This is a genomic window from Mucilaginibacter sp. (genome assembly GCF_028288105.1).
Classification (GTDB): domain Bacteria; phylum Bacteroidota; class Bacteroidia; order Sphingobacteriales; family Sphingobacteriaceae; genus Mucilaginibacter.
Window position 1 is genome coordinate 1 of record NZ_JAQBOI010000131.1, and the last position, 13,540, is coordinate 13,540.

11 protein-coding genes are annotated in these 13,540 nt (G+C 42.7%); 8 read left to right on the forward strand and 3 right to left on the reverse strand.

Translation table 11 applies throughout. The features are described from left to right. The 5 genes from JWQ85_RS09070 to JWQ85_RS09090 all read left to right on the forward strand — a co-directional run. Positions 1-210, forward strand: a 210-nt coding sequence (locus JWQ85_RS09070) for a hypothetical protein (protein ID WP_299467120.1), incomplete at its 5' end; no start/stop codon positions are given. A gap of 87 nt (positions 211-297) precedes the next feature. After that, positions 298-708, forward strand: a complete 411-nt coding sequence (locus tag JWQ85_RS09075; RefSeq protein ID WP_299467122.1) for a hypothetical protein — start codon at positions 298-300, stop codon at positions 706-708. Between the two features lie 200 nt (positions 709-908). Next, positions 909-2,042 carry an N-acetyl-alpha-D-glucosaminyl L-malate synthase BshA gene (gene bshA, locus JWQ85_RS09080; protein ID WP_299467124.1) on the forward strand — a complete coding sequence of 378 codons (1,134 nt, stop codon included), beginning with the start codon at positions 909-911 and terminating at the stop codon, positions 2,040-2,042. Then, entirely contained in the window at positions 2,023-2,427 is a 405-nt protein-coding gene (locus tag JWQ85_RS09085) for a hypothetical protein (protein ID WP_299467126.1), read from the forward strand. The genes bshA and JWQ85_RS09085 overlap by 20 nt, the downstream gene beginning before the upstream one ends. Positions 2,428-2,503: 76 nt before the next feature. Next, complete coding sequence (locus tag JWQ85_RS09090; protein ID WP_299467128.1) at positions 2,504-3,001, forward strand: hypothetical protein; 498 nt, start codon at positions 2,504-2,506, stop codon at positions 2,999-3,001. A 92-nt stretch (positions 3,002-3,093) separates the two neighbouring features. Here JWQ85_RS09090 and JWQ85_RS09095 read toward each other — a convergent pair whose 3' ends face one another. Together JWQ85_RS09095 and JWQ85_RS09100 are read right to left on the reverse strand one after the other, a co-directional pair. After that, positions 3,094-4,227, reverse strand: coding sequence for a lactonase family protein (locus JWQ85_RS09095; protein ID WP_299467130.1), 1,134 nt, complete (start codon positions 4,225-4,227; stop codon positions 3,094-3,096). 470 nt (positions 4,228-4,697) lie between these two features. Beyond that, entirely contained in the window at positions 4,698-6,113 is a 1,416-nt protein-coding gene (locus tag JWQ85_RS09100) for a pseudouridine synthase (RefSeq protein ID WP_299467132.1), read from the reverse strand. A 220-nt stretch (positions 6,114-6,333) separates the two neighbouring features. Between JWQ85_RS09100 and JWQ85_RS09105 the strand changes: the two genes are divergently transcribed. The 3 genes from JWQ85_RS09105 (at position 6,334) to JWQ85_RS09115 (ending at position 12,396) form a co-directional block, all read left to right on the forward strand. Further along, positions 6,334-7,125, forward strand: a complete 792-nt coding sequence (locus JWQ85_RS09105; RefSeq protein ID WP_299467134.1) for a lytic transglycosylase domain-containing protein — start codon at positions 6,334-6,336, stop codon at positions 7,123-7,125. A 752-nt stretch (positions 7,126-7,877) separates the two neighbouring features. Next, positions 7,878-10,724, forward strand: coding sequence for an excinuclease ABC subunit UvrA (gene uvrA / locus JWQ85_RS09110; RefSeq protein WP_299467136.1), 2,847 nt, complete (start codon positions 7,878-7,880; stop codon positions 10,722-10,724). Positions 10,725-10,890: 166 nt separating this feature from the next. Beyond that, entirely contained in the window at positions 10,891-12,396 is a 1,506-nt protein-coding gene (locus tag JWQ85_RS09115) for an NAD(P)H-hydrate dehydratase (protein WP_299467138.1), read from the forward strand. A 236-nt stretch (positions 12,397-12,632) separates the two neighbouring features. On the opposite strand, the gene JWQ85_RS09120 is transcribed toward JWQ85_RS09115, so the two are convergent. Beyond that, positions 12,633-13,424 carry an anti-sigma factor gene (locus JWQ85_RS09120; protein WP_299467140.1) on the reverse strand — a complete coding sequence of 264 codons (792 nt, stop codon included), beginning with the start codon at positions 13,422-13,424 and terminating at the stop codon, positions 12,633-12,635. Positions 13,425-13,540: the final 116 nt, after the last annotated feature.

Sequence of the window (13,540 nt, forward strand, 5' to 3'; positions counted from 1 at the left end):
CTTTTATCAGCATCAATAACAGCCTGCACCGGCGACCGCAGCAAAGCCACTTTAGGCGGTACAAAAGATACTGTTGCTAAAGCGGGTACTGGTGACCCGAATAATACCCATGCGGCGGATTCCTCAAAAATGGATAGTGTGAATAAAGGCAATGCCAACCCGAGCGGCCGTGGAGCAAGCGATACGCTGAATGCACGACCAGTTCATTAACATATAATTAAATATTGTTTTTTGATTAAAACTGTTGGTATTATAAAATATAGATTTTATATTTACGTCCCTAACTGATTTAATCACATGATACGTACCCGATCTAAGAGAGTACTTTTGGTGGCTGCAAACGCTTTTCCCGACCAATTATTGGTCGAATACAATAATGTGAAGCACATCTCTTTAACTACCGCGATATTCCCGTCAATACACGAAATAAAGCCCGACGTTATTCTGTTTGACCATGCACACATGGCAGATAACATGGAAAAGGTGCTGCGGCGTTTGCAAAGCAACCCTTTTTACAAGCATATTAAAATTTGCTGTTATAAAAGAACTGAGAGCATTAGAGCCGATGCAACGCTTAAGGTTTTAGGTGTACACCACATGATATACCATGAGGACCTGCAAAAAGAATCAAAGGGCAGCGTAACGCTTAATGCAATAAATAACCTTGTAAATGCTTCCCTTATTAAGTGGGTAGCGGGAGTAGCATAATTAAATTTCTGCGTATTAGTTAAATTGTCTTCTCGTTATTGGGCATTGTCCGTTGTCTATCATCTTTTCCTGCTGCGCCTTTGGCGTTAATCATTTTACATACAAGTAACACTTTTACAATAAATACCTGTTAAACTTGTATGCTTGTTATCAGTGTTCAATAAGTTAACATTGATTAGGGCTTAAAGCGTATCACATAAATGAAAATAGGAATAGTTTGTTATCCCACTTTTGGCGGAAGCGGAGTTGTTGCTACAGAATTAGGTAAAGCCCTTGCAGACAGGGGGCATCAAATTCATTTTGTTACCTACAACCAGCCAGCCCGGCTCGATTTTTTTTCAGAAAATCTTTTTTATCACGAAGTATCGGTATCGCAATACCCATTGTTTGATTACCCGCCTTATGAACTGGCATTGGCCAGCCGTTTGGTTGATGTGGTACGGTTTGAGCAACTGGATCTGCTGCATGTGCATTATGCTATCCCACATGCTTCTGCAGCGTTTATGGCTAAGCAAATACTGGCAACTTATGGTATTTCTATCCCTTTTATAACCACCCTACATGGTACCGATATCACCCTTGTTGGGCAGGATAGCACCTACAAACCGGTTGTTACCTTCTCTATCAATAAATCTGACGGAGTGACCGCGGTATCAGAACATTTAAAGCAGGATACCTATAAGTATTTCGATATAGAAAAAGATATTAGGGTGATCCCTAATTTTATTGATCTTACCCGTTTCAGCCTTAAAGCAAAAGACCATTTTAAGAAAGCAATTGCCCCTAATGGCGAAAAAGTTTTGGTGCATACCTCCAACTTCCGTAAGGTAAAACGCACAGAAGATGTGGTGAAAATGTTTGCCAAAGTGATAGAAAAGATACCATCCAAGCTGTTAATGGTTGGTGATGGCGGCGAGCGGTCTGTATGTGAGCAATTGAGCCGCGATTTAGGTATATCAGAGCATGTACGCTTTTTAGGAAAGCAGGATGCTATTGAAGAGATCCTTTCGGTATCTGACCTGTTTCTGATGCCATCGCAATCTGAAAGTTTTGGTTTAGCCGCATTAGAAGCAATGGCCTGCAAAGTGCCTGTAATAAGTAGTAATGCCGGTGGCTTACCCGAATTAAACATTGAGGGTGTAACTGGCTTTTTAAAGGATGTAGGCGATGTTGATGGGATGGCCGAAAGAGCTATTTATATACTGGAAGACGAGGCAAGGCTAAATCAATTTAAAGAAAACGCCCTTGCCCGTGCTAAAGAGCTGGAGCTGGCCAATATAATGCCGCTATATGAAAACTATTATAACGAGATCATTGAAGCCAGTAAACAATAATAATGTATCGATGTTTCAACCCAATGTCAAAACAATTAATCTCACCCGTGAAAGCGTTTCTATGGGGGATGATGCTTTTGATCATTCATTAAAAGTTGAAGTAGATCGTAATTGGAATATATCTCAAATTCTTGAAAAGATAATTGAAATAAATTACTTACCACAAATTCATGGTGGTAAAGCTACATGGAGCGTAGCTCATCATACGCCTCTTGCCATCGTAGCTCAGCAATGGGGAAAGCCAGAACTAATTTGTGGCGCAGACTATCCATATGCTAATACAGAGCACTACATAACCATTGGTAGTTTACATTTTAATTATCACGCACAACAAGATCCAATTACTGTTTTAGAGATATTAAGAAGATATAGGGATCCACAATAATATTCTATAGCATTATATAACCTTTTGGCTTGATTTATGTTAATAAGCAAATAACATAAATTATATAAGATCCATCATGAAAAAGATACTACAAACATCAATTGCAATTTTAGCCCTGACCTTTATTTTTTCGGCTTGTTCAACGCCACAAAACACTAATTCGGGTACAACATCATCGTCAAATGTATCACGCGGTAAATTTGTAGGCACCTGGACATTAACCAACGTAGCTTACGACGGATTGGTACAGGGAACCGTACAAAATGTATTTGACCAGGCATCACCCGAGGCTTTTGTAGGTAGTACCTGGAAATTCACCAATAGCGGTAACGGTATTTATACCTTAACCAATGGTACATCGCAAACCATTTTTTGGTCGGTGTTTAACGGTGGTACAACAGGTACACAATTTCAGTTTAAAAAATTATACGAAGGTGATAAAGCTAAAAACGTACAGGAAGGTTATCGCTTAGATATTGGTGTTATTAATAATACCAACATGACTTTGCGTTCGCCGGTTGCAATAGGTAACAGTAACGGGTATATTATTTACTCGTTTGCTAAAGCGCAATAATTAGTTTAAGACTTAACAAAAAAAGCTCAAAGCGTTAGTAGGTTTACTACTAAGTTTTGAGCTTTTTCTTTTTATTGCTTTTTGCTTCGCGCTTACATAGCCGGGGCAAACTTTAAGCACACCGGGTTACCAACTTCAATCCTGCTAACAACCCGTATTAATTTCCCTGTAGCTTCATCTAACTGAAATACATAAATGTTATCGCTGTTTTGATGGGCCACTAACAAGTATTTGCCTGTAGGGTCTATAATAAAATTACGTGGGCCTTTGCCACCTGTTGCTTTGCGATCTACAAAGGTAAGCTCGCCATTTTCGGGGTTTATCGAAAATACAGATATATCATTGGCGTCGCCGCGATTAGTAGCATATAAGAATTTACCGTTTGGAGAGATGTGGATATCTGCAGCGCCGGTAGCGCCTTTAAAGCCATCGGCTAATAAAGAGATATCCTGCTTTTGTTTTGGCTTGCCATTGTTATAATCAAACACTATAACAGAACTTCCCATTTCGGTTACCAGGTATAAATACTTTTTATCGTTAGAGAATGCTAAATGGCGAGGGCCATAGCCTGGTTTAACACTAACAAATGCGGGGTTTGCCGGTACTATTTGGTTGTTTTTTCCGCCTTTGTATTTGGTGATATTTATTTTATCGGTACCCAGGTCGGTATATAATACATATTTTTCATCCGGAGATAGTACAGCGGTATGCACGTGTGCTTTTTCCTGGCGTTCTTTATTAATACCATGGCCATCATCCTTTAAAGTCATGGAAGCTGGTGCAATTGAACCATCCTCGTTAAGTGGTAGTACTGCAATATTACCGCCCGAATAATTGGCTACAAAAAGGTTTTTCTGATTTTTATCAACTGATAGATAGCAAGGCGAACCACCCAGGGTAGATACCTTATTAATAAAAGTTAATTGACCAGTTTTTGGCTCGAAAGAAAAGGAGCTTACTTCACCGTTATCATTCTCGTTAACGGCATAAACAAACTTGTTATTGCTTGATACAGCAAGGTACGATGGGTTGCTTACATTATCTATCTGGCTTAGATAGGCCAGTCTGCCCGTTTCGGTATAAAAACGATAAACAGCAATACCCTTGCTATTCCCACTGGTGTAAGCACCAACAATAAGATCGAAACTTTTTGGGTATACCGGTTTTTTCTGCGCTATACCCAGCACGGGTGAAAGCATAGCAACAAATATCAAAATTTTTTTCATCGGCGTATTATTGGTTTATATGTGCAAGTTAATAAAATGATTAAAGAAGGCTCACCCGTCATGCCGAATTTATTTCGACATCCCACTTGCAAGGTTGTGAATAGGTAATCGGCGACTGTCCCGAGAGATCCTGAAATAAGTTCAGGATGACAGGCTTCCTAAAGCCACAACCGGAACGTATGCGGTAGCAGAGGGCGCTACTTGTATTTTGTCAAAGACGCGAAGTATCGCGTCTCTACATTATCGTATCCCGTAGAGACGCGATACTTCGCGTCTCCCGCTACGCCGCGCCCCCGCGTTAGGGATTGAAGCGGATACCGGCCTGTGGCTAATGCCTGCGCAGTATGAGCGTAAAGCCCGGGCCGCAGGCAACGCCGAAAAGAAAACCCCTACCCAACAAAAAAGGCGCCTTTACGACGCCTTTATATATTCTGAAAATGTTTATATTCTGAAAATTCTGATTCAGATAATTACTTTATCAGGTGTTTCAATTGTATCACTTCCTTTTCATCAAGGTATCTCCATCTGCCGCGTGGCAAATCTTTCTTGGTAAGGTTGGCGTAAACCGAACGGTCAAGCTTTACAACATCATAACCAAGCGATTCGAAGATACGGCGTACAACGCGGTTTTTGCCACTGTGGATCTGTATGCCTATTTCTTTTTTAGTGCCACCGGCTACATACGATACACTATCAGGTTTTATCAAACCATCTTCCAGCTCCACGCCAAACTCAATTTTATTTAAGTCGCCCTGGCTAAGTGCTTTATTCAGCTCAACAAGGTATAATTTGGTAACGCTGTTACGTGGGTGCGATAACTTGTCGGCCAGATCGCCATCGTTGGTCATTAATATTAAACCGGTAGTATTGCGGTCAAGGCGACCAACAGGGTATATACGTTCGCGACTGGCTTTTTCTACCAGGTGCATAACAGTACGGCGTTCCTGGGGGTCATCCGTGGTTGTAATATAATCTTTTGGTTTATTAAGCAGCACATAAACGTTTTTCTCGCGCTTTAAAGCCTCGCCATTGTATCGTACCAAATCTTTAAGCGGGTCAACTTTGTGGCCCAGTTCAGATATTACCTCGCCATTTACCGATACAACACCTGCAGCGATCAGCTCATCGGCCTTACGGCGGCTGCAGATACCCGCATTGGCAATGTAACGGTTAAGGCGTATAAGGCCGTCGTCCTTAGTTTTAACAACCGGGTTTTTACGGCCGCGCATGGTAGGTTTTGATGGTGCATCGTCGCCCTCGCGTTTTCTAAAACCTGTTGATGTACTCGGGAAATCTTTTTTGCCACCACGGGTGCCGGCAAATTTTTTATCGCCATCAAAGCTTTTCTTTGGTCCGTCGGTACCGGCAGGGCGCCTGTTAAATGGCTTATCGCCGGCAACAGGGTTTTTGCGCGCGCCGTATGATGCCGGGCCTAAGCCTGGCTTTTTGTAGCTGGTTTCGCCATCTGCTGATTGCGGGCGGCCACTATATGGTTTATCACGCGGGGTAAAGTTTTTGCGTTCGCCTTGTGGCGCATCGCCGAAGCTCCTTTTAGGGCGATCGGTATCTGCCGGCCTGCCAGTGTATGGCCTGCCTTTTGGTACAAATGCTTTTTTATCGCCACCACTAAATGATGAGGCTTGTCCATAACTTTTCTTTGGCCTTTCGCTGCCTTCAGAATCTGGTTTGCCTGTATTTGGTTTGGAGTAGGCAGATCCTCTTTTATCTACCGAGAAGTTTTTTTTGCCATCTGTGCGGCCTGCGCCGAAGGGTTTTCCCGTAGAGGAAGACGATGGTCTTTTTGTGTTTTCACCACCACTTTTTGAGCGGCTTTGTGATTTGTTGGGCCTGTCGTCGCGACTACCTGCTGGTCTTTTAAATACCATAATTTTTTGTTTTGCGCTTTCGCAGCGTGAGGGTCAAAAGTACAACAAATTAACCAAAAAAGCAACTTTTTAATGGGGCTCAAATAGTGCGTTTAAACACCTTTAAACGCTGATTTTTAGCGGGTTTTAAAAAACTCAAAACACTAAGCCTGTAGTAAGTGTTTGATAATCTGATTTATAAAGTCTATCTTTGCAGCACATCATACCAAATGTATAATTAATGAGTAAAATTGAAATGACTAAAAAACACTTAATTACGTGCTCCGTAATCTTGGTGCTGGTTATCATTTCCAGTGTTAACATTTTCAGTACAAACCCGGTTTTCCTGGTAAAACATGTCGCTTACGTACCTTCAAATTTGCTCTTCAGCAAGCCTGCCGAAGACGCAGAAGAAGCATTTAGTTTTGCAAACGAGGCACTGCCGGTAAACGACAAAAAAGTAGATTTTAAATTAAAAAAATCAATAGCAAAAAACAAGTACAAGAACATCCAGTCGAATGTTTTGCATGCAAAAGCAGACAAGATGTTCCCTATTATTGAGCCTATCTTAAAAGCCTACGGTATCCCCGAAGATTTTAAGTTTATACCCTTGGTAGAAACAGGCTTACATGAAGGTACATCGCCAAAAGGCGCACGTGGGGTTTGGCAGTTTATGCCCGGCACCGCACGTACTTATGGCTTAAAGGTTGGCAAGGGTAAAGATGATCGCTTAAATTTGCGTAAATCAACCATAGCTGCCTGTAAGTACATTAAAGAACTGTACGGCGAATTTAACAGCTGGACATTGGCCGCTGCTGCTTACAATAACGGTTCAATTAAACTGGAACGCGCAATGAACAGGCAAAATGAGGATAACTATTTCCGCATGAGCCTTAACCGCGAAACCGGTTCTTACGTTTACAAGATTATTGCCATGAAAGAGATCATCAATAATCCTGCGAAATATGGTTATAAAAACTTTTATAGCTATATGCAAAAACCACTGCCATTTTTGGTAGCCTACAACAATTAAAGTAATTTAATTATTACGGAGCACATTTAAAAACCGTCCCAGTTGGGCGGTTTTTTTTGTGGGGTAAGTTTTGCATGGCGTTGTAAACCCGGCGAAGAGATGAACTCAACCATCCTCAAGCCAATTTCCATATATCGCGAAGATGTTAGAAATTGACAGGACTTTCTTTTCTCTGTGTCGGCAAAACAGTTTCGGGCGAAAACGGGCAGAACGATGGTGGCCTGTGCGTTGCAAGGGCATAGGAAGTTTTGCAGAGGCACAGGCAATGAGCGAACGGCAGTGGGGCAAAAGATTCCAGCCCGTGGTTCTGCCCGTTTTGAGGGGTAAAGGCCCGGCGCGGCAAAGAAGCCTTTTTCCCGACTTGATTTATTCACCTCGTTCATGAGAACGCTACGCTAAGTTTTTGCTTCTCGTGTGTTTGAAAAGGATTAAGTTTCTTTGGAGAATAGGCAAAAGAAATGGGAGAAGCTTTCCGCGGCGAATGAGCGGGCCAATGTTTAGCGGTATACTAAGGCATGAGAGATGCTGAAATAATGACGAGATGGTCAGCATGTGTTTGCTACCCGTCTTAAAACGATTGCTTCGTACCCCCGCGATGACGCGTGGATACCAATAATTTTACACAAACACTATATTCTGCCCCAGCGCTTTACTATAAATCACCGGCGTTTTTACGTATATTTGCGAACTTTTTTAGTAATAACGCGGCAGGTGCAAACCAAGCCGTATCTGTCTTGTTTTCTGAAGAATATATGAGCGAAAAAAACTTAGACCTGGGCGAGCAAAGTGAAGTTGAAGTATATGGTGCCCGGGTACATAATTTAAAAAATATTGATGTTTCCTTTCCGCGCAACAAGTTGGTTGTTATAACCGGGCTTAGTGGCAGTGGCAAGTCGTCGTTAGCGTTTGATACCATTTACGCCGAGGGGCAGCGCCGTTATATGGAAACATTTTCGGCCTATTCGCGCCAGTTTATGGGCGGTATGGAGCGGCCGGATGTTGATAAGGTATCAGGTCTTAGTCCGGTTATTGCCATTGAGCAAAAAACCACCAGCAAAAATCCCCGCAGTACCGTTGGTACTATTACCGAGATATACGATTTTATGCGCTTGCTTTTTGCCCGCGCAGGTGATGCTTACAGCTATACCACGGGCGAGAAAATGGAACGCATGAGCGAGGAGCAGATCCTTAAAACCATTTTCGAGAAGTTTGACGGGCAGCCGGTAAACATTTTGGCACCAGTAGTAAAGGCTCGTAAAGGCCACTACCGCGAGCTTTTTGAGCAGATCCGTAAACAGGGTTACCTAAAGGTTTACATTGATGGCGCTATTGCCGATGTGGAAGCCAAAATGCAGGTAGACCGTTACAAGATCCACGATATTGATATTGTGGTTGACCGCCTGATGGTAAGCGAGGCCGATAGCAAACGTTTATATACCTCGGTACAATCCGCATTGAAGATTGCCAAAGGCATTATCCGTATTGCCGATAAGGATAACAATGTATTCTATTTTAGTAAATTTTTGATGGATCCGGTATCGGGCATCTCCTACGATGAACCGCAGCCAAATACCTTCTCGTTTAACTCGCCCTACGGCGCTTGCGAAAAGTGTAACGGTTTGGGGTATATCTTCGAGGTAGATGAAGCATCGGTAGTACCAAACCCAAAGCTAAGCATCCTTAACGGTGGCCTGGCCCCGATAGGCGAGTACCGCGAAACGTGGATCTTCCAGGTGTTGAAAGCGCTGGCTAAAAAGTATGAGTTTAGTCTTAGTACCCCGATAGAAAAACTAACCCGCGATCAGCTGGACCTGATATTAAACGGTTCGCCGGATATGATCACTGTGGCCGTTGAATATAATAAGTGGAATGTTCAAAGCTACCAGATAACTTTTGATGGTATCATCCGCATGCTGGAAGAGCAGCAGGAGCGCCGCAACGACGAAGGTATGGACGATATGGAAAACTATCGCGTACTGCGTACCTGCCCTGTTTGTGAGGGTGCGAGGTTAAAGAAAGAATCGCTGCACTTTAAGGTCGACCAAAAGAACATCTTCGAGCTAGCCTGTATGGATATCACATCGCTTGATAAGTGGTATACAGGCTTGGAGGATAGGTTGAGCGAACGCCAGAATGTTATTGCCAAAGAGATCTTAAAAGAGATCCGTGCGCGCATTGGCTTTTTGCTGGATGTGGGCTTAAGCTATTTAACATTGGACCGCACCGCCAAAACCTTATCAGGCGGCGAGGCGCAGCGCATAAGGCTGGCCACGCAGATAGGCTCGCAGTTAATGAATGTGATGTACATTTTGGATGAGCCGAGCATTGGCTTACACCAACGTGATAACGAACGACTAATAAACGCCCTTAAAAACCTTCGCGACCTGGGTAATACCGTATTGGTTGTGGAGCATGATAAGGACATGATACTGGAAGCCGACCACGTAATTGACATGGGCCCGGCAGCAGGTGTGCATGGCGGCGAAATAGTTGCACAGGGAACCCCGGCCGAACTGATGGCTAAGCATACGCTAACCACATCATATATTAACGGCGAGCGTGAGATAGCTATTCCTAAACAACGCCGCGAGGGTAATGGCAAAATATTAAGCCTGAAGAAAGCCACAGGACATAACCTAAAGAAGGTATCGGTTGATTTCCCTTTGGGTAAGCTGATAGGGGTAACCGGTGTATCGGGCAGTGGTAAATCAAGTTTGATCACCGAAACTTTATACCCGATATTGAACCATCATTTCTTCCGTGCCAAAAAACATCCGCTGCCTTACGAGAAAATTGAAGGGCTGGAGAATATTGATAAAGTAATAGAGATAGACCAAACGCCGATAGGCCGTACACCAAGGTCGAACCCGGCTACTTATACCGGGGTATTTTCGGATATCCGTAATTTGTTTGTGGCGCTGCCAGAGTCGAGGATCCGTGGTTATAAACCGGGCCGCTTCTCGTTCAACGTAAAAGGTGGCCGTTGCGAAACCTGCCAGGGTGCAGGTCAAAAAGTTATCGAAATGAATTTCCTGCCGGATGTACAGGTTCCATGCGAAGAATGCGGTGGCCGCAGGTACAACCGCGAAACACTGGAAGTACGCTATCGTGGTAAATCTATCAGTGATGTGCTGGATATGAGCATTGAGGATGCTACACCATTTTTTGAGCATATCCCGTCTATCTACCGCAAAGTAAAAACCTTGTTCGATGTAGGTTTGGGTTATATCACTTTGGGGCAGTCATCAACCACGTTATCGGGCGGTGAAGCGCAACGCGTAAAACTGGCAACCGAGCTTTCTAAAAAAGATACAGGTAACACCTTTTATATACTGGACGAACCTACAACAGGCCTGCACTTCGAGGATATTAACGTATTGCTTGGCGTATTATACCAATTAGTTGATAAAGGCAACACCGTGCTGGTTATAGAGCATAACCTGGATGTTATAAAGGTTGTCGACCATGTTATCGATTTGGGTCCCGAAGGTGGCTCAGGTGGCGGTAAAATCCTGTTCAGCGGCACGCCCGAAGGTTTGTGCAAGGTAAAGGATAGTTTTACCGGTCAGTTTTTGAAAAAAGAGATGAAAATAAAGTAATAGAGCGACCAAATCCGACTTGTCATTTCGAACGATAGAGAGAAATCTTTTACACTTGCAAGGTTGAATGCACAATGTAAAAGATTTCTCTTCGTACTTCGTTCGAAATGACATTGTTTTTTAGAGAAGCCCAAAACAAAACCTATAAATCCTATCTTTAGGATATATGCTGCCTTTACTCGTATCAAAGCAAATTCGCGAAGCTGATGCTTATACTATAGCCCACGAGCCTATAAGTTCTGTCGACCTGATGGAGCGGGCTTCTAAAGCTTTTGTAGGCTGGTTTATTAATCATTTTCAGGATAAAAAATTGACCATTGCCGTTTATTGCGGCACCGGTAACAATGGCGGAGACGGACTGGCTATAGCACGCATATTGTGCGAACATGGTTACTGCAATATCGATGTTAAAATAACCCGGTTTAGCGATAAAGCAAGTGATGATTTTAATGAGAATTTAAAGCGTTTAAAAACGACCAAAATCGCCCTAAAAGAGATAAAAAACGGCACTAAACCACCCACAGAAAAAGCTGATATAATTATCGATGCTATGCTGGGCAGCGGCTTAAATAAACCCCTTGCAGGCGATTATAAAACGCTGGTTGAATACCTGAATAGCCTTCAAAAAACAATTGTTGCTGTTGATGTACCTACTGGTTTCTACACCGACGGCGAGATTCCCAAAGATGCTACCATCCTAAAAGCCAATCTGGTGATCACCTTTCAGCAACCCAAAATAAACTTCCTGCTGCCAGAATCAGGGCCTTATATAAATTGCTGCGAAGTGGTTAAGATAGGGCTGGATGAAAGTTTTATTGCATCTGTTGATACCCCTTATTTTTATGTGGAAGAAAAAGATGCGCGGAAGCTGATCAAGCCACGTAAACGCTTCAGTAATAAAGGTACCTATGGGCATGCGCTTATCATAGCAGGCAAGGATGAAACAATGGGGGCGGCGTTACTTTCCGCGTCGGCTTGTGCATATGCAGGGGCGGGGCTAACCACAGCCTGTATCCCGCAAAGCGGATTGGTAGCGTTGAACAGTTCCATGCCCGAAATAATGGCTCTAATACGGAGCATAGATAATGTTCCGGATATTGAATGGGACAAGTTTAGCACTATTGGTATTGGCCCCGGTTTAGGAAAGGAGAGGAGTACTTTAAAATTGCTGAAAGCTATCTTTAAAAACTATAAAAACCCCGTTGTTATTGATGCTGATGCCTTGAATGTGCTGGCAGAAAACGCGGCTTTGCTGAAAAAGATCCCGGCAGGCAGTATTTTAACACCCCACATGAAAGAGTTTGACCGCTTGTTTGGCGAGCATAATAGTTGGTGGCAACGATTGCAAACAGCCAAGGCTAAAGCTAAGGAGCTTGGTATCTACATCATACTTAAAAACGATTATACCATTACGGCTACGCCGGATGAGCAACTGTATTTTAATTCGACAGGTAACGCGGCTATGGCAACCGGTGGTATGGGTGACGTGCTTACAGGTGTTATTACCAGTTTACTGGCTCAAAAATATTCGCCGCAAGATGCCTGTATTTTAGGGGTTTATATTCATGGTAAGGCGGGGGATGAACTGGCGTTACCAAACCGGATGCATGTTGTGCTGCCCGGGAAGGTCATTACACAATTGCCAATAACCATGGCAAAATTAAATGCATAAAAAAAGCGAATGTCAGTATCAAACATTCGCTTTTAAACTATTAACTGATCTTATAAAGAACTATATACTTCTAACTAACTTTAATATATGACGTCTGAGCCATGTATTAGTTACACTAACAACGCTAAATATTTTTTTGTTTTATAAAAAAAGTAACTTTTAACAAAAATTTAACATTTGGAAACAAAAAAGCCGCTTGCATATGCAAGCGGCTTTTTAAATATTTAATAGTTTATCTAAAATTTTCCGATAACCACTAATTGGTCCATAGTTGGGTTAATACTGCCACCCATAGGCTCTAAGGTTACTGCAAAGGCATCAGCAGATGCGATCGATTTCATCTCTTTAACGCCGGCAGTATCTGCGGCAGGGGCATTAAACACACCCATATCTACAGGCTTGCCCTTAACAAGGGCCCATAACTGATATTGGTGTTGAGTATCGTGTTTAGGTAGTTTTATGCTTTGCATATCAACCATAACCTTTTTACTTACGGCGTTCCAGGCCAGTATCATGGCGGCGGTTGGGTTTTTTGGCATGCCTTTTAACCTAAGTACTTTATAAGTAGTATCGCGGTATATATCCAGCTGGCTATCCATTAGGTTAACCTGGTTGGCAAAACGTTGTTTATCCAGTTGTAAAGCGGTAAGCTGGATGTTTGAATCCTGTAGTTTGCTGTATAAGTTTACCAATCCGTAAATGCTTACCAATAACAAGGTAAGGCAGGCGGCAAACGCGTATTTATAAAAACTGTTTACCCTGGCAACAGGTAATACTGCTATATTATCGTCATCATCATGAGTAACCGATTTAGAAAAGGTTTTATCATCACCCAAATTAACAACCAGGCTGCTTAATACGCGGTTACGCAAATGTTCTGATGGTTCAACGGCATGTGCTTCCGCATAAAGTTCCATTGATTTTTCAATCTCGGTGATCTCTGCTTTCACGGCGGGGTATTTCGCGGCCATATCTTCAACCTGCAACTTTTCTTCTGCGCTGATGTTGCCCAGAACGTAAAGTTCCAAAATTCCAGATTCGATATATGCCTTAACGTCTTCCACTATTAATTAAAATGTTTTCTGAGTTGAATTATTGCCATTCTTAGCCGTGTTTTTATTGTACCAAGTGGTACGCCAAGTTC